The sequence below is a fragment of the Chelativorans sp. M5D2P16 genome (assembly GCF_034427935.1).
Classification (GTDB): domain Bacteria; phylum Pseudomonadota; class Alphaproteobacteria; order Rhizobiales; family Rhizobiaceae; genus Chelativorans.
The window spans coordinates 21,712-38,938 of record NZ_JAXQNM010000012.1 but is presented as its reverse complement, the minus strand read 5'-3'; the positions used below and the strand labels follow the sequence as shown (position 1 = coordinate 38,938).

Sequence of the window (17,227 nt, the reverse complement as noted above, 5' to 3'; positions counted from 1 at the left end):
CTTCTCCGTTTGGAGAACCATCACAGGAAGCGTCGGAATGGACTGGCCGGTTTCCCCGGCACGTGCGGCTAGGCGGCGACGCCGCGGCGGCTACGGGCACGGGGAATCAGGAACGATTACCGCCGCGATACGAGGTGCGGCGGGCTGCTGTGGATTGGCCGTCCAGACGGGGAAAATGCGGCGAGCATGTCACCGCGAAGGACGCTATATTTAGGGATCGAACAGAGGGACGAAGATGCGCATCGAACGCCGGTTCACCAAAGAAGGCCAGTCTCCGTACGCGGAGATCGCGTTCCGCAAGGCCTTGAGCGAGATCAAGAACCCGGACGGCTCGACCGTCTTCCGGCTCGACAACATCGACGTGCCGGCCCAGTTCTCGCAGGTCGCGAGCGACATTCTCGCCCAGAAATATTTCCGCAAGGCCGGCGTGCCGGCGCGCCTGAAAAAGGTCGAGGAGAATTCGGTCCCCTCCTTCCTGTGGCGCTCCGTAGCCGACGAAGCGGCACTGAAGGAGCTTCCCGAGGAGGAGCGCTACGGCTCCGAGACGGATGCCCGCCAGGTCTTCACCCGGCTTGCCGGCACCTGGACCTATTGGGGCTGGAAGGGCGGCTATTTCGATTCCGAGGAGGACGCCCGCGCCTTCATGGACGAGCTTTGCTACATGCTCGCCACCCAGCGCGTCGCCCCCAACTCCCCGCAATGGTTCAACACCGGGCTGCACTGGGCCTACGGCATCGACGGCCCCGGCCAAGGCCACTATTACGTTGATCCCTTCACCGGTAAATTGACGAAATCCAAGTCGGCCTACGAGCACCCGCAGCCGCATGCCTGCTTCATCCAGTCCGTCGGCGACGACCTCGTCAACGAGGGCGGCATCATGGATCTTTGGGTGCGCGAGGCGCGCCTCTTCAAATACGGCTCCGGCACCGGCTCAAACTTTTCTCACCTGCGCGGCGAGGGCGAGAGGCTGTCGGGCGGCGGCAAGTCCTCCGGTCTCATGTCCTTCCTCAAGATCGGCGATCGGGCGGCCGGCGCCATCAAGTCCGGCGGCACGACGCGGCGGGCGGCCAAGATGGTCGTCGTCGACATCGACCACCCCGACATTGAGGACTATATCGACTGGAAGGTGAAGGAGGAGCAGAAGGTCGCCTCCCTCGTCACCGGCTCCAAGATCGTCAAGAAGCACCTCGAAGCCATCATGAAGGCCTGCGTCAACTGCCAGGCCGACAATGACGACTGCTTCGATCCCAAAAAGAACCCGGCCTTGAAGCGCGAGGTCAAGGCGGCCAAGAAGAACGCCGTACCGGAAAACTACATCAAGCGCGTCATCCAGTTCGCGCGCCAGGGCTACACGGACATCGCCTTCAAGACCTACGACACGGACTGGGATTCGGAAGCCTATCTCACCGTCTCCGGCCAGAACTCCAACAACTCCGTCTCCCTCAAGGACGATTTCCTGCGCGCCGTCGAGAACGACGGCGACTGGACGCTGATAAACCGCATCGACGGCAAGCCGGCGAAGACGCTGAAGGCTAGCGATCTCTGGGAGAAGATCGGCTACGCCGCCTGGGCCTCGGCCGATCCGGGCCTGCACTTCAACACCACCATGAACGACTGGCACACCGCGCCGGCGGCCGGCCCCATCCGCGCCTCGAACCCGTGCTCGGAATACATGTTCCTGGACGACACGGCCTGCAACCTCGCCTCCATCAACCTGCTGCAATACCGCGGCAAGGACGGCAAGATCGACATCGCGGCCTACGAGCACACGGTCCGCCTCTGGACCATCGTGCTGGAAGTCTCCGTCATGATGGCCCAGTTCCCGTCCAGGGAGATCGCCCAGCTTTCCTACCAGTACCGCACGCTCGGCCTCGGCTACGCCAATATCGGCGGTCTCTTGATGACCTCCGGCATCCCCTACGATTCCGACGAGGGCCGCGCCATCTGCGGCGCGCTGACCGCCATCATGACGGGCATCGCCTACGCCACTTCCGCCGAGATGGCCGGCCAGCTCGGCCCCTTCCCGGACTATGAGCGCAATGCCGAACACATGCTGCGCGTCATCCGCAACCATCGCCGCGCGGCCCATGGGGAAGCGCAAGGCTACGAGGCGCTCGCCGTCAATCCCGTCCCCCTCAAGGCCGCCGAATGCCCGGACGCCGACCTCGTGGAACATGCCAAGGCCGCCTGGGACCGCGCGCTGGAACTCGGTGAGAAGCACGGCTACCGCAACGCCCAGGCCACCGTGATCGCGCCTACAGGCACGATCGGCCTCGTCATGGATTGCGACACGACCGGCATCGAGCCCGACTTCGCGCTGGTGAAGTTCAAGAAGCTCGCCGGCGGCGGCTATTTCAAGATCATCAATCGCGCGGTGCCCGAGGCGCTGCGCACCCTCGGCTATTCCGAAGCCCAGATCGCCGAGATCGAGGCCTATGCCGTCGGCCACGGCAATCTGAACCAGGCTCCGGCCATCAACCCCGGCACACTGAAGGCCAAGGGCTTCACCGACGAGAAGATCGCCGCGCTCAACGAGGCGCTCAAATCCGCCTTCGACATCAAGTTCGCGCTCAACCAATGGACGCTGGGTGCCGACTGGCTGAAGGAGACCTTCGGCTTTGCCCAGGAGCAGCTCGACGACTTCTCCTTCGAGCTCCTGCCGGCGCTCGGCTTCTCGAAAAAGGAGATCGAGGCCGCCAACATCCACATCTGCGGCGCCATGACGCTCGAGGGCGCGCCGCACCTGAAGGCTGAGCACCTGCCCGTCTTCGACTGCGCCAGCCCCTGCGGCAAGGTCGGCAAGCGCTATCTTTCGGTCGAATCCCACATCCGCATGATGGCGGCCGCCCAGCCATTCATCTCGGGCGCCATCTCCAAGACCATCAACATGCCCAACGACGCGACGGTGGACGACTGCAAACAAGCCTACATGCTGTCGTGGAAGCTGGCGCTGAAGGCCAACGCGCTCTACCGCGACGGCTCCAAGCTCTCCCAGCCCCTCAACGCCTCGCTGCTCTCCGACGATGACGAGGAGGCCGACGATCTCGTGGAGGAGCTGGTGGCAAGCCCCGCCGCCGCCCAGGCCACGCAGGTCACCGAAAAGATCGTCGAGCGCGTGGTCGAGCGCCTCTACCGCGATCGCGAGAAGCTGCCCAACCGCCGCAAGGGCTACACCCAGAAGGCCGTGGTCGGCGGCCACAAGGTTTACTTGCGCACCGGCGAGTTCGACGATGGCCGCCTCGGCGAGATCTTCATCGACATGCACAAGGAAGGCGCCGCCTTCCGCGCGATGATGAACAATTTCGCCATCGCCATCTCGCTCGGCCTGCAATATGGCGTGCCGCTCGAGGAATATGTGGAGGCCTTCACCTTCACCAAGTTCGAGCCGGCCGGCATGGTGCAGGGCAACGACGCCATCAAGAACGCCACCTCGATCCTCGACTATGTCTTCCGCGAGCTTGCGGTCTCCTATCTCGGCCGCTCCGACCTCGCCCATGTCGACACGTCCGACTTCGACAAGACCGCGCTCGGCCGCGGCATCAACGAAGGCAAGGCCCTTCCCTTCTCCAAGGGCCTGACCCGCGGCGCCACTCCCTTCAAGCTGGTCTCCGGCAAGTCGGAGCCGAAGGGCGAGGCCAAGGGCGGCGCAGACACCCCTGCCCGCTCCGCCCCCACCGCGAAATCAGGCTCCAACGTCCACACCATCTCCTCCTCCGGCGGCACGGTGACGGCGCTCAAGCCCGCCTATGCCGGCCTCCAGGAAGAAGCCACCGCCTTTCGCCGCGACTACGAGGAGCGCGCCAAGGAACTGGCCGAGGAGGCCCTCGAAGACGAAGGCATGAACGCCCTCTTCTCCGACACGGCGGCCGAGGAAGCGGCCGAGGCCAAAAAGGTCGAAAGCCACCGCCGGGCCCAAGCCATCGCGCAAGGGTATACGGGGAATATGTGCTCGGAGTGCCAGAACTTCACGATGGTGCGGAACGGGACCTGCGAGAAGTGCGATACTTGTGGGGCGACGAGCGGGTGTAGCTGAGGGCGAGACGGACGACCATCATCATTCGGCCCGGTACAAAACCGGGCCGAAACTATGCAGGGGAACAAACAGGAAACAAAATAAATGTGTCTTTATGCAACCCAGCAACTCAACGAGGGACCTGATGCCGATTCGTATCCAGAATCTTACCGCTGCCAACTGCGGTACTGTGATCCAAAATGAAAGCGACAGCCCGATTTCAGTCGATGGTCTCAAAGCTGTAGACTGCAATGTTATCTATAACGGAGGGCCCAATGGCGATTTCAAAAACGTAACAGCGCACCGCGTTCAAACGCCCTTTATAATAAAGGATGTTAGAAGGCACTATCGGCTCGGAGACCACATTACCGATGCTGAAGTTCTCGAAGGACTTCGTGTACTGAGTAGGATCGCTCAAATGCCGGAGGAGAGGCGGAATTCTATTTTTAGGGATACAAAATTAGGCAAAGCGATTGCTAAGTCATCACTCAACATCGGTGGAGCTCTGGCGAGTCTTACTTCGCTAGCAATTCAATTGTTCGGGTCGCAGTAGAACCGCTGACCTAGCCAATTTCGCCTCGTCATCCCAGGGCGGAGCAGCCGCGGAGCAGCGTCGCGCAGACCCTGGGATCCATGCCGTTCCCTCTCCGCTCACGCCCGATGCTTCCGGCACTGGACGCCCCATGCCGGAACGGCCGAACCCATCGTCGCCGTCACGGCATGACGATAGGGGGAGAGTTTGCGCCCCCCGGCAGCAGCAGGCAACAGCAATGGCAACGACGGTGGCGGGCGCATCCCCTCCTTCGTCATCCCAGGGCGGAGCCGAAGGCCGCAGACCCTGGAATCCATGCCATTCCCTCTCCGACCGCGCCCGGCGCTTCAAGCACCGGACCTCATGCCGGAAACGCCGAACCCATCGTCGCCGTCACGGCATGGATCCTCGGGTCGAGCCCGAGGATGACGATAGGGGGAGAGTTCGCGCCCCCGGTAGCAGCAGGCAACAGCAATGGCAACGACAACCGCGGGCCGCCATCCCTCCTTCGTCATCCCAGGGCGGAGCCGAAGGCGCAGCCCCTGGGATCCATGCCGTTCCCTCTCCGCTCACGCCCGATGCTTCCGGCACTGGACGCCCGATACCGGAAAGCCCGCACGCGTCGCTACTGTCACCGCATGGATCCTCGGGTCGAGCCCGAGGATGACGAAGCGGTGATGCTGATCGTCGGTTTCGAGGCCCCTGGGTCGCCAGCGAAGGCCACGGTACGTCGGTCGGATGCGGTTCTCACCACCCCCAGCCGCGCAGCAATTCCTGCCACTCGGGATTGGCCTTCTCGATCAGTTCGATTTTCCACTGCCGCGGCCAGCGTTTCAGCGATTTCTCACGCTGGATCGCATCACGCATATCGAAATGTTCCTCGTACCAGACAAGCCGCGTCACACCGTAGCGGCTGGCGAACCGTGATCCCTTACCGTCCTTGTGCTCGACAACGCGGCGGCCGAGATCGTTCGTCACACCGATGTAAATCGTGCCGCGCTTCTGGCTGGCGACCATGTAGACATAGCCGGTCATGAAGAGAGCCTACCTGAACGGCTCCCGGAGGCAACGCTATTGCCGAAGAAGCAATACGGCACCATGACAGCCGAGTGCCCGACTTCAATTCGAACCAGCAAAGCGTTACAATCCCGTCGTGGGAAAGCCGCTTGAGAGCACCACGCATTGACGAGAAATCCAGATAGAACCGACCGCGCCTCCCGCCTCATCAAGGTTCCGCCGCACGCCGTCCACCGCGCCTTCATGGACCCCGCCGCCCTGGCAAGATGGCTCCCGCCCACCGGCATGGCGGCAGAGATTTCCGCCTTCGAGCCGCGCGCGGGCGGAGCCTTCCGCATGGCGCTCACCTATGAGAACCCCGCCCCTTCCCTGCGCGGCAAGACCACGGAAAGCACCGATGTCGTCGAGGGCCGCTTCCTGGAACTCGTCGAAAACGAGCGCATCGTGCAGGCGGTCACTTTCCGGTCAGACGACCCGGCCTTTGCCGGCGAGATGCGGATGACGTGGAGCCTCGCCCCCGTCCCCGGCGGGACGGAGGTGACGGTTACGGCCGAGAACGTGCCTCCGGGTATCTCCCGGGAAGACCACGAGGCCGGGCTGAATGCCACGCTCGCCAACTTCGCCGCTTTCCTCGCATGACAGGACGCGCTACCCCGCCGCCACGCGGATGGAGGCGTTCAGACGCCAGTAGTAATAGATCACCGGGAGCGTCACGCCCGGAAGGATATACGGATAGCCGGACAAGTCCGTCTCGGGAAGGAAGAACGAAGCGACGACGTAGTATCCGATGATGGGAATGCAAATCAAAAATGTCTGGACGCCGACCGGAAAGCCGATACAGACCATCCTTTCGATGAACTCCCTATCGTCTCCGCGCCTGTTCGTGCTGTAGCAGACCAATACGCCAACCAGTTGCACGACAATGTAGAAGATGTCGAGAACCAGGTCCCATCGGCTGGCGCCCTCCTCTTCCGCCCCCGCGGTGAAGAACGATGAGAACAACACGGTCGTGACCGTCATGACAATTAAATAGTACAGCAGCCTCTCCCGCGAGGAGACGGCACCGTTCCTGAAACGCTGGGCGAGTTCCCGGTCTCTGACAAAATTCATGCGTGCTTCCAATCTTTTTCAATATTCAGCCGATCCCCGCGAAAGGCGCGGGTCCGACGACATGTTCAAAACAAAAAAATATACGCCCGCACCGCCGCTAATGCGGGTGAGCGGCGCGGAATGCGCCCGGTAATGCGCAATGGTGGCAAAAAAGCGAACCGGCCACGCCGGAAACCGATGGCGGCCTCAAATCCACGCGGCGAAGGCGCGCGCGCCGGGCGCGCCCCTCACCCAGCGACGTGCGCGAGCCAGCGCCGCCACTCCGCCTCGTCGCCGTAAAAGACGTTGAGGTCGATGCGCCCGTCCACGCCGCCGCTCAAGCCCGAGCCCGAATATTGCCAGAACACCCAGTCGCGGCCGGGATAGACCTTGGAGGGGTGCTCGGCGACCGCGCGCAGCCAGAACGGATGGTTCGGGAAAGCGCCTTTCAGCACGTGGTCATAGAAATCCGGCGTGGTGTAGATGATGGGACGCTGTCCATAATGCTGTTCGAGCCGCTCCACGAAAACCTCGATTTTCTCCAGGATCTCGGCACGCGACGGGCGCCACTTACAGCTCGACTGGTGGTTCCATTCAAGATCCAGCACCGGCGGCAGCGCATCCTTCTCCTTTGGGACGTTGCGGATGAACCACCTCGCCTGGTCGGACGCCTTCCGGCACCAGTAGAAGAAATGATACGCCCCGCGCATGATGCCCGCAGCACGGGCGCCTTCCCAGTTCTTCCTGAACATCGGGTCGAGATGGTCGATGCCGTCGGTCGCCTTGATGAAGGCGAAGTTGGCCCCGTGGGCGCGCAGACTCGGCCAGTCGATTTCGCCCTGCCAGCGCGAGACGTCGACACCGTGAACGGCGTGGTGCTTGGGCGTCACGCGCCCGAAGTCGATGGGGTGGGCATCGTCGAAGCGGGCAGGAACGACACGCGCGGACGGCGCGGCGTCCGGGCGCAACTGCGGCTTCGGCGGGTTGGCGAAGGCCACCTGCTCGAAGGCCGCCGCCTTCACGTGGTCCGGTTCGGCGATGGCGGTCATGCCGGCCGGGGTGTCGGTCGTCTCGCCACTTCCGCCCGGAACGGCGGCATCGGGCCTGACGATGGAGGCCGTCGTCTCCGCCGACGGTTTCGTGACCTTCAGCGCCGAATCGATGTCGGTGCTGCCCGAACAAGCGGCGAGCCCGAGGCAGGCGGCAAAGAATATGACCAACAAAGAACTGCGCATGCGACCTGCACCCCCCCGGTCCAAAGCGAGGTGGCACCTCGCATGTGGGCGAGCCTGCAGCGTTAGCGCAAAGTTGCCAATAAAGTTTGAATCGTCGCGTTAACCGGTTTTTCGGATGGACCGGCCGCCCCGTCACCCGCCGCCGTCAGGCTCGACGCCCTGCCGGCGAAGGGCGTCCAGGAGACTTGCAGGCTCGAGCGGCTTGCCAAGGATCGGATAGCCGGTCCATTCCACCGGTATGTCGCCGCGTGAACGCGCGGTGGAAAAGACGATGGGGATTTGCCTGGCGCGCAGTTCCTCGGCCAGCGGAAACACCACCTCGCGGCCGAGGTTCACGTCCAGAAAGGCAAGGCCGATCACGTGGTCGCGCAGAACATCCCTGCCCTGCTCCACGCTGTGGGCGACATGGATATCCCAGAAGCCCAGCTGCTGAAACTTGTCCTCGACATCCAGCGCGATAAGAAATTCGTCCTCGACGACGAGCACGCCGACCCGGCGCTGCAATCCTCCCATTTCGTTTCCCTGCCACGAGCGTGGTCCCACCTGTTCGCGTCCCTCGCTGGGCCAACCAGCATAAGGAGCGGAGGTTCCATAGGGTGCTGCATGATTGCGCTCTTCATTGCGGGCGGAACGCGGCCGTCGGCCGGCAACGCGGGGCCCGCTCCCAGTCGTGCGTTCCCCATAGTCGACCTCAGCGCGCCGGATGGGTTTCCGCTCGCAGTCTGGCGAAGCTCATCGCTACATGGGAGCGACGGATATGCCCGATGATCCTCAGGTCGCCCGCCTCGAGGGCCGCCACCGTATCGGCCATCTCGCGCTGGAAGATGCTGATCTCGTTTCGCAGCATGTCCTCGTACTGCGCGAGCCGCGAAGCGGTTTTCAGCCAGACGCGGGTCGTCTGGTAGTAGAGCCGCTCGGAAATCTCCTTGAGCGGCTCGTTGGCCGTCAGCGTCATCAGGAGATGGAAGAACTCCATGTTCAGCCTGGCGAATTCGCGTGCGTCGGGCTTGTCCGCCAGCTCCCGCCCGCGTTCGACGAGGCGGCGAAAGGCCGCCAGCCTTTCCGGATCCGGAGCGACTGGGGCCAGCTTGCCGATCAGTTCGGCCAGTTCGACACGCAGTTGATAGACCTGCTGCAAGTCGTCGATACTGAAATCCGTGACGATCGTGCCGACGCCGTGCACGGATCTGACAAGGCCCTCGTCCTCAAGCCGCGCCAGGACGCGGCGAACGGGCGTACGGCTGGTGCTGAACTCCGCGGCGAGATCCTCTTCGCGCAACCGTCGCCCCGGCGGATAGTCCAGGAGACAGATGCGGCGGCGCAATATCCGGTAGATGCGCTCGAAGCGGACACGCGCCTCGCTGCCGCCCGTCTTTGCCATCTTTGTTCACACCAGTTTCGCCGTGAGCCGCTCGAGCATACCGAGGCAGGCGGAGAGCTGCTCGACGGCAACGAACTCGTCGGGCTTATGCGCCTGCGCGATCGAACCGGGGCCGCAGATGACGGCGGAGACGCCTGCGCTCTGGAAGAGACCCGCCTCGGTGCCGAAGGCCACCACCTCCGCCTCGGTGAGGCCGGTCAGTTCGCAGACGATGCGCCGGGCCTCCGATCGGGTAGCCGGCTCCAGTCCCTCCACCTCGCCGACCACATGGGTGACGATGTCCGCCTCGCGCGAGACCGCCTGCATGGCCGGGCGCAGCACCGCGTCGATATAGGCCTGGATGTTGTCCTTCACGAATGCGGCATCGGCCTCCTGCACGGGGCGCATCTCCCATTCCACGGCGCAATGTCCGGGAATGACGTTGCGGGCCGCTCCCCCTTGCATGAGGCCGACCTGCAGCGTCGTCCAGGGCGGCCGGAAAGGGCTTTCCGCCGGTGCGCGAGCCTTGAGATCCTCCGCCAGCGCCATCAGGCGCGAAACGTAGCGCACGGCATATTCCACCGCATTGACGCCACGGTCGGGGTCGGAGCCGTGGCCCTCGAGGCCGCGGAATTCGGTCGTATACTCGTAGCAGCCCTTGTGCCCCTCGATGATGCGCATCAGGGTCGGCTCGCCGATGATGGCCGCCGCGGGGCGTATCTGCGCGCGCTTCAGATCCTCCATCAGCGCCCGCGCGCCGAAGCAGCCCACCTCCTCATCATAGGTGAAGGCGAAATGCAGGGGCCGCTTGAGCGTCCTTTCGGCGAAGACGGGCGCCATGGCGAGGCAGCAGGCGATGAAGCCCTTCATGTCGCATGTGCCGCGCCCGTAGAGCCGCCCGTCCGCCTCGCGCAGGCGAAAGGGGTCGCCCGTCCAGTCCTGCCCTTCCACGGGCACGACGTCGGTGTGTCCCGAAAGGACGATGCCGCCGTCGCCCTCCGGCCCGAGGGTGGCGAAAAGATTGGCCTTGGTGCCGCTTTCGTCATGGTGGATCGAAAGCCGCGCACCGGCCTCGCTCAGGATCTCGCCGGCATAGGCGATGAGCCCCAGATTGCTGTCGGCCGAAACGGTCGGGAACGCCACCAGATCGGCAAGAATATCTCTCGTTCGTGCGATATCGGCCATGCGTCGGTCCTGCATTCCAGCGCGGGGGCGCCGGCGGTGCGGGGTCGGACGAAACCCGCCGCACCGCCGAAGGCGCAGTCCGCGACATTGATCATGAAACGCCGGCGGCGTCTATTCCTTCACGATAAGCTCGCGCGGCCGCTTGCAAAGGGTCTCCGCCGGGCCTTCCTCCCTGATGAGGATGGTCTCCGTGATCTCCAGGCCCCAGTCGGCCATCCACAGACCCGGCATGAAATGGAACGTCATGCCCGGCTCTAGGATAGTCTCGTCCTCGCGGCGGAAAGAGATGGTGCGCTCGCCCCAGTCCGGCGGATAGGAGATACCGATGGAATAACCGCAGCGCCCGTCGCGGTTGATGCCGGCCTTTTCCAGCGCGCCGTAGAGCGCTTCGGCGACCTGGCCGGCGCGATTGCCGGCACGGGCGATGTCGAGGCCGGCCTCGATCCCCTCCACCAGTGCCTTTTCCGCCTCGAGCATGTATTGCGGGGGCGTGCCGAGGAAGACGGTGCGGCAGAAGGGCGTGTGGTAACGGCGGTAACAGCCGGCGATCTCGAAGAACGTCGCGTGCCCCTGCTCGAAGCGACGCCCGTCCCAGGTCAGGTGCGGGGCGGCGGCGTCCGAACCGGTGGGCAGAAGCGGCACGATCGCCGGATACTCGCCCCAGTCGTCGTCGACGCCGCGGATGGCGTCGGCATAGATCTCGGCCACCAGGTCGTTCTTCTTCATGCCCGGCTCGATGCGCTCGACGATGCCGTCGATCATCTTTTCGGAAATGCGCGCCGCGCGGCGCATGAAGACCAGTTCCTCGTCCGACTTGACGGCGCGCTGCCAGTTCACCAGCCCGGTGGCGTCGACGAATTTGGCGTCCGGGAGCTCTTCCTTGAGGACCAGATACGCCTTCGCGGAGAAATAATAGTTCTCCAGTTCCACGCCGATGCGCTGGTTGCCGTAGCCGTGGGCGCGGATAATCTCCGCAAGATGCTGCATGGGATGCAGCGAATTGGCCTGTACATAGTGATCGGGATAGCGCAGCACCCGCTCGTCATCCATGTAGCAGGTGCGTACGGCGCCATTGCCGTCCATCGACCGCCCCCACCAGATCGGGTCGCTCTCCTTGAAGACCAGGACACCCTGATGGACATAGAAGGACCAGCCGTCATAGCCGGTCAGCCAGGCCATGTTGGACGGATCCTCGACGAACAGGATATCGATTCCCTTGGCTTCCATCGCCTGACGCGTCTTGTCGAGGCGGGTGGCATATTCCTGAAGGGAGAAAGGCAGGACGGATGCGGGCATGAGACCTCCGGAACCACGCAAGGCTTCCCGGCATTCCGACGCGTCCCACGCGCCATGGTTGCCGGGCGATGCTAACCGTTTCTGTTTGAAATAATTGGGAACTCTGTTGAACCTTCCGCGTTGTCGAAGGCCCGTTGACAAGCGCTCGACACGCGTGATGATGTATACAACAGGCTGTGTCGGCCAGCAATTTCATTTTTCACGAAAACGCAGGGGAGACACCATGAGACGGACTGTTCTGAAGGGAATGGTGGCGCTGGGTGCCGTGGCGGCGTCACTGGGTACGTTCGCCACCGCCGCTTCCGCGCAGGACACGCTGGAGCGCGCGCGCGAGCAGGGCTATATCCGCGTCGGATTCGCCAACGAGGCGCCTTATGGCTTCGCCACGCCCGCCGGTGAATTGACCGGTGAATCACCGGAGGTCGCAAAGGAAATCCTTTCCCGCATGGGCATAGATGAAGTCGACGGCGTGCTCACCGAGTTCGGATCGCTGATCCCCGGCCTCCAGGCGGGCCGCTTCGACATCATCGCCGCCGGCATGTTCATCACGCCGGAGCGCTGCGAGCAGGTCGCCTTTTCCGAACCATCCTACGGTATCGGGCAGGCGCTCCTCGTCGCCGAGGGCAATCCCGAAAACATCACCGACTACGGCTCCATCGCGGAAAACGGCGACCTGACCCTCGCCGTCATGGCCGGTGCCGTGGAGGCCGGCTATGCAGAGACAGCGGGAATTCCGGAGGACCAGCTCGTGGTTCTGCCCGACCAGGCCAGCCTGGTGAGCGCCGTGCGGGCCGGTCGCGCCGATGCGGCCGCGCTGACCGCCCTGTCCATCCAGCGCATGGCGGAAAACAACGAGGGCGTGGAATCCACCGAGCCCTTCGCCGAGGTCGCCGGCGAATCCGTGATGGGCCACGGCGGCTTTGCCTTCCGCAAGGAGGACGAAGCGCTGCTGGAGGAGTTCAACAGCCACCTGACGGACTTCATCGGCACCGAGGAGCATATCGAGCTCGTGTCGCAGTTCGGCTTCGGTGAAGGCTATCTGCCCACGCAGACGACCGAGGAACTCTGCTCGGGCGACGGATAAGGCCGGCGAGAGAGAACGGCGGCACCGGCTTCGGCCGGGCCGCCTCGAATCGAGGCTCCCGCAGAAGCGGTGGGGAAAGGACCGCGCCGATCAAGCGGTTGTAATCGGGGGATGTGAGGGTTCGCGATGCAACTTCGCCAGCTCGCGGTTTGCGCAATCGTCTTCTTCACCGCGGGCCTGGCGGTCTCCAGCTTCGCAGGCTTCCGAGAATTCATCCCAGGCCTCCTCCAGGGCGCCTGGGTCACAATCCAGATCACCGTCGGCGGCTCGCTGCTCGCCGTCGTCATGGCGCTGATCGGCGCGATGGCCAAAATGTACGGTCTCGGCCCGATCCGCTGGCTGGCCGTCGCTTACATCGAGATCTTCCGCGGCACCTCGGCGCTGGTCCAGCTTTTCTGGCTTTTTTTCGTGCTGCCCCATTTCGGCGTCGTGCTCGATCCTATGACCGTGGCCATCGCCGCCCTGGGGCTCAATGTGGGCGCCTACGGCGCCGAAGTCGTGCGCGGCGCGGTGAATTCCGTACCGCGCGGCCAGTGGGAAGCGTCCGTCGCGCTCAACATGCCGCGGGCACTGGCATTGCGCCGGATCATTCTGCCGCAGGCTTTCGTGGCGATGATCCCGCCGTGGGGCAATCTCTTCATCGAGCTCCTGAAGGCGACGGCACTCGTCTCGCTCATCACGATTTCCGACCTCACCTTCAAAGCACAGCAGATGAACCAGATCACGTTCCGCACGGTCGAGATCTTCACAATCGTTCTGGTCATGTATCTGGCGATCTCCATCGTCATCACCGTCGGCACGCGCACGCTCGAGACCATCGCTGCACGCGGCATCGCGCGGGGGAGATGAGCGATGTTCTGGGATTGGAGCTACGTCTGGGAAATAATGCCGGCGCTGCTGCGCGCTTCGCTGGTCACCATACAGGCGACGGTACTGGGCTTCATCCTGGCCGCCGTTCTCGGCCTGGTGCTCGCCATCATGCGCATGTCCAAGACGAACTGGATTTCCATTCCCACGGCCGGATTCGTCGAGTTCATTCGCTCGACGCCGGTGCTGATCCAGATCTTCTTCATCTATTTCGTCTTTCCCGAATTCGGCGTCGTCCTGCCGGCCATGGTCGCCGGGGTGATCGCGCTCGGCCTGCACTACGGCTCCTACTGCTCGGAGGTTTACCGCGCCGGGCTCGAAAACATACCCAGCGGACAATGGGAGGCCTCCATCGCGCTCAATCTAAGCCCCTACATCACCTTCCGCGACATCATCATCCCGCAGGCGATTCCGCCCGTGGTGCCGGCGCTCGGCAACTATCTGGTGGCCCTTTTCAAGGAGACGCCGCTGCTTTCGGCCATCGCGGTGCTGGAACTCATGCAGACCGCCAAGATCCTGGGATCCGAAAGCTTCCGATATGTCGAGCCAATCACGATCGTCGGGGCGTTCTTCCTGGTCATGAGCCTGGTCGCGGCGGCATTGATCCGCCGGGTGGAGGCCTATCTCAACCGCACCCTGCGCAATCCCGGAGGCGCGCGATGACGACTCCCATGGTCAAGTTCGACAATGTGACCAAGCGCTACGGCTCCCTGACCGTGCTCGACTCGCTCAATCTGGAAATCGCCCCCAACGAGAAGGTGGCCATCATCGGCCCGTCCGGCTCCGGCAAGACGACGGTGCTGCGCATGCTGATGACGCTGGAGCGCATCAACGAGGGAGTCATCTATGTCGACGGCGAGCCGATGACGCATATGCAGAAGAACGGCAAGCTGGTGCCGGCCGATGAGCGCTACCTACGCCGTGTGCGCGGCAACGTCGGCATGGTCTTCCAGCACTTCAACCTTTTCCCGCACATGTCGGCGCTCAAGAACTGCATGGAAGCGCCGCTCCACGTGCTGGGCCTTTCCAGGAAGGCGGCGGCGGAACGGGCCACGGAACTCCTCGACATGGTGGGGCTCGGCGACAAGAGAGATCAGTATCCCAGCCAGCTTTCCGGCGGCCAGCAGCAGCGCGTGGCCATCGCCCGCGCGCTTGCCATGCGGCCCAAGGTGATGCTCTTCGACGAGGTGACCTCCGCACTCGATCCGGAACTCGTCGGCGAGGTGCTCAACGTCATCCGCAAGCTCGGCACCGAGCACAGCCTGACCATGCTCATGGTCACCCACCAGATGGGCTTCGCCAGAGAGTTCGCCGACCGCGTCTGCTTCTTCTACGGCGGCAGGATCGCCGAATCCGGCAAGCCCGACGAGATCTTCAACGACCCCAAGGAAGAGCGCACGCGCCAGTTCCTGAGCGCCGTTCTGGAGGCAAGCTAGTGGTAACGACGCTTTCGCTGGCCGACATCCTGGCGGCGCGCCGGCGGATTGCCGGCACCGCCACGCTGGACACGCCGCTCGTCCCCTCCCCTTTCCTCGCCCGGATCGCCGGCCACGACGTGCTGCTCAAGCTGGAGATCGCCCAGGCCACCGGCGCCTTCAAGCTGCGTGGCGCGGCCAACGCCGTTCTCGCCCTGCCCGAGGACGCGGCGGGCGTGACCTGCTGCTCCACCGGCAATCACGGCCGCGCCGTCGCCTACGCCGCCGCCGCCCGCGGCCTGCGCGCCGTCATCTGCATGTCGAGCCTCGTCCCGCAGGCGAAAGTAGACGGCATCCGGGCGCTCGGCGCCGAAGCCCGCATCGTCGGCCGCAGCCAGGACGAGGCGCACGTGGAAAGCAGCCGCCTGGCGCGCGAGGAGGGCCTCGCCGAAATCCCGCCCTTCGACGATCTGCGCGTCATCGCCGGCCAGGGCATGATCGGTCTCGAGCTTTTGGAGCAGCGGCCGGATCTGGAGACGGTCCTCATCCCGCTTTCAGGCGGCGGGCTGGCCGCCGGCATCGGTTTCGCGCTGAAACGCATCAAGCCATCCGTCCGCGTGATCGGCATCACCATGGACCGTGGCGCGGCCATGCACGCCGCGCTGGAGGCGGGCAAGCCGGTCCCGGTCACGGAGGTCGAAAGCCTCGCGGATTCGCTCGGCGGCGGCCTCGGCGACGACAACCGCCACTCCTTCGCGCTTTGCCGCGATTGCCTCGACGAAGTGGTCCTGGTCACCGAGGACGAGATTTACCGGGCGATGCAGGTCCACTATTTCGAGGACCGGATCGTCTGCGAGGGTGCAAGTGCCGTGGGCGCGGCCGCGCTGCTCTCGGACAAGCTGGACGGTCTGAACGGCCCGGTGGCGAGCATCATAACCGGACGCAACGTGGATATGGCCGTCTTCACCGATATCGCAAGCGGCCGCGACGTGCGGCTAGGCGAGTATTTGCTTAAAGGCACTCGATATGGCGCATGACATTTTCATCCTGACCGAACCTGAACTGCGCAACGCCGTCCGTCTCGATACGGAGGCGGTGAAAGTGGTCGCGCAGGCCTTTGCCGCACTCGGCACCGGCAAGGTGGTCATGCCGCCGATCCTGTCCATGGCGATCGCAGAAGCCAATGGCGAGGTGGACGTGAAAACCGCCTATATCCCCGGCTTCGACGGCTTCGCCATTAAGGTGAGCCCCGGCTTCTTCGACAATCCCAAGATCGGGCTGCCGAGCCTCAACGGGCTGATGATCCTGTTTTCCGCCAGGACCGGGCTCGTGGAGGCCCTGCTGCTCGACAACGGCTATCTGACCGACATCCGCACGGCGGCGGCCGGTGCGGTGGCGGCGAAGCATCTGGCGCCGCAGAACGTGGAGACGGCCGGCGTGATGGGCACCGGGCTTCAGGCGCGCCTGCAGATCGAGGCCGCACGCCTCGTCCGCCCCTTCAAGCGCGTCCTCGTCTGGGGCCGCGACCGGGAGAGGGCCGAGGCTTGCGCGAAGGACATCGCCGCAGCAACCGGCATCGAGGCGCAGGCGGAAGGCGACCCGGCCCGGCTGGTGGCCGAAAGCCAGCTCGTCGTGACCACCACGCCCGCCGAGGAGCCGATCCTGAAGGCCGACTGGCTGCATCCGGGCCTGCATGTCACAGCCATGGGGTCCGACCAGGAGGGAAAGAACGAAATCGACCCCCGCGCCCTCGTCGCAGCCGGTCTCTACGTTGCGGACCGTGCGAGCCAGTGCGAAAAGCTGGGCGAATTGCGTTCCGCCGTTGCTGCCGGCCTGTGGCGGGGCGGCACGCCGACGGAACTCGGCGAGATCGTCAACGGCAGGACCGGCCGGACGAGCCAGGACCAGGTGACCATCTGCGATCTCACTGGCACCGGTGCCCAGGACACTGCGATCGCCACCTTTGCGCTGAAGCAGGCGAAGGAGGCGGGCGCCGGGAGCATGATAAGGAGCTAGATTGCCCGGTCTGCGCGGCTTCGCTTCGTGCGCAAGCCCTTGTCAACGGTGTTCAGGCATGGATACGGAAGGGGGACGGGAAGGGTCTCGTCTGTATTCGCGCGCCCTCTTCCAGGCAG

At 64.2% G+C, this 17,227-nt stretch carries 16 protein-coding genes; 9 read left to right on the top strand and 7 right to left on the bottom strand.

All coding sequences use genetic code 11. The annotated features are described in order from the left end of the window. Positions 1 to 235 precede the first annotated feature (235 nt). Both SIN08_RS05935 and SIN08_RS05930 read left to right on the top strand, forming a co-directional pair. The gene (locus SIN08_RS05935; protein ID WP_322450664.1) at positions 236 to 4,033 is read left to right on the top strand and encodes a vitamin B12-dependent ribonucleotide reductase; all 3,798 of its coding nucleotides are present in this window, start codon (positions 236 to 238) and stop codon (positions 4,031 to 4,033) included. Positions 4,034 to 4,157: 124 nt separating this feature from the next. Then, complete coding sequence (locus SIN08_RS05930; RefSeq protein WP_322450663.1) at positions 4,158 to 4,565, top strand: hypothetical protein; 408 nt, start codon at positions 4,158 to 4,160, stop codon at positions 4,563 to 4,565. 726 nt (positions 4,566 to 5,291) lie between these two features. On the opposite strand, the gene SIN08_RS05925 is transcribed toward SIN08_RS05930, so the two are convergent. Next, complete coding sequence (locus SIN08_RS05925) at positions 5,292 to 5,579, bottom strand: GIY-YIG nuclease family protein (protein ID WP_322450662.1); 288 nt, start codon at positions 5,577 to 5,579, stop codon at positions 5,292 to 5,294. 147 nt (positions 5,580 to 5,726) lie between these two features. Here SIN08_RS05925 and SIN08_RS05920 point away from each other — a divergent pair, with 147 nt between their 5' ends. Continuing rightward, complete coding sequence (locus tag SIN08_RS05920) at positions 5,727 to 6,200, top strand: SRPBCC family protein (protein ID WP_322450661.1); 474 nt, start codon at positions 5,727 to 5,729, stop codon at positions 6,198 to 6,200. A 9-nt stretch (positions 6,201 to 6,209) separates the two neighbouring features. On the opposite strand, the gene SIN08_RS05915 is transcribed toward SIN08_RS05920, so the two are convergent. The 6 genes from SIN08_RS05915 to doeA all read right to left on the bottom strand — a co-directional run bounded on the left by SIN08_RS05915 (position 6,210) and on the right by doeA (position 11,726). After that, positions 6,210 to 6,671: a hypothetical protein gene (locus SIN08_RS05915; protein WP_322450660.1), complete on the bottom strand. Its 462-nt coding sequence runs from the start codon at positions 6,669 to 6,671 to the stop codon at positions 6,210 to 6,212. Between the two features lie 227 nt (positions 6,672 to 6,898). Beyond that, positions 6,899 to 7,885, bottom strand: a complete 987-nt coding sequence (locus SIN08_RS05910) for a GH25 family lysozyme (RefSeq protein ID WP_322450659.1) — start codon at positions 7,883 to 7,885, stop codon at positions 6,899 to 6,901. A 132-nt stretch (positions 7,886 to 8,017) separates the two neighbouring features. Further along, entirely contained in the window at positions 8,018 to 8,398 is a 381-nt protein-coding gene (locus SIN08_RS05905; protein ID WP_322450658.1) for a response regulator, read from the bottom strand. Between the two features lie 178 nt (positions 8,399 to 8,576). Continuing rightward, complete coding sequence (locus tag SIN08_RS05900) at positions 8,577 to 9,266, bottom strand: GntR family transcriptional regulator (protein WP_322450657.1); 690 nt, start codon at positions 9,264 to 9,266, stop codon at positions 8,577 to 8,579. 6 nt (positions 9,267 to 9,272) lie between these two features. Further along, on the bottom strand, positions 9,273 to 10,430 hold the full coding sequence (gene argE, locus SIN08_RS05895) for an acetylornithine deacetylase (RefSeq protein WP_322450656.1): 1,158 nt from the start codon (positions 10,428 to 10,430) through the stop codon (positions 9,273 to 9,275). Between the two features lie 111 nt (positions 10,431 to 10,541). Further along, positions 10,542 to 11,726 carry an ectoine hydrolase DoeA gene (gene doeA, locus SIN08_RS05890; RefSeq protein ID WP_322450655.1) on the bottom strand — a complete coding sequence of 395 codons (1,185 nt, stop codon included), beginning with the start codon at positions 11,724 to 11,726 and terminating at the stop codon, positions 10,542 to 10,544. 223 nt (positions 11,727 to 11,949) lie between these two features. Between doeA and ehuB the strand changes: the two genes are divergently transcribed. The 6 genes from ehuB (at position 11,950) to SIN08_RS05860 (ending at position 17,108) form a co-directional block, all read left to right on the top strand. Then, positions 11,950 to 12,810: an ectoine/hydroxyectoine ABC transporter substrate-binding protein EhuB gene (gene ehuB, locus SIN08_RS05885; protein ID WP_322450654.1), complete on the top strand. Its 861-nt coding sequence runs from the start codon at positions 11,950 to 11,952 to the stop codon at positions 12,808 to 12,810. Positions 12,811 to 12,936: 126 nt separating this feature from the next. Further along, positions 12,937 to 13,659: an ectoine/hydroxyectoine ABC transporter permease subunit EhuC gene (ehuC, locus tag SIN08_RS05880; protein WP_322450653.1), complete on the top strand. Its 723-nt coding sequence runs from the start codon at positions 12,937 to 12,939 to the stop codon at positions 13,657 to 13,659. 3 nt (positions 13,660 to 13,662) lie between these two features. Further along, positions 13,663 to 14,340, top strand: coding sequence for an ectoine/hydroxyectoine ABC transporter permease subunit EhuD (gene ehuD, locus SIN08_RS05875; RefSeq protein ID WP_322450652.1), 678 nt, complete (start codon positions 13,663 to 13,665; stop codon positions 14,338 to 14,340). After that, positions 14,337 to 15,113, top strand: coding sequence for an ectoine/hydroxyectoine ABC transporter ATP-binding protein EhuA (gene ehuA, locus SIN08_RS05870; RefSeq protein WP_322450651.1), 777 nt, complete (start codon positions 14,337 to 14,339; stop codon positions 15,111 to 15,113). The genes ehuD and ehuA overlap by 4 nt, the downstream gene beginning before the upstream one ends. Beyond that, positions 15,113 to 16,129, top strand: coding sequence for a hydroxyectoine utilization dehydratase EutB (gene eutB / locus SIN08_RS05865; protein WP_322450650.1), 1,017 nt, complete (start codon positions 15,113 to 15,115; stop codon positions 16,127 to 16,129). The genes ehuA and eutB overlap by 1 nt, the downstream gene beginning before the upstream one ends. Further along, entirely contained in the window at positions 16,119 to 17,108 is a 990-nt protein-coding gene (locus SIN08_RS05860; RefSeq protein ID WP_322450649.1) for a cyclodeaminase, read from the top strand. Before eutB ends, SIN08_RS05860 begins: the two co-directional genes overlap by 11 nt. The last annotated feature ends 119 nt before the right edge of the window (positions 17,109 to 17,227 follow it).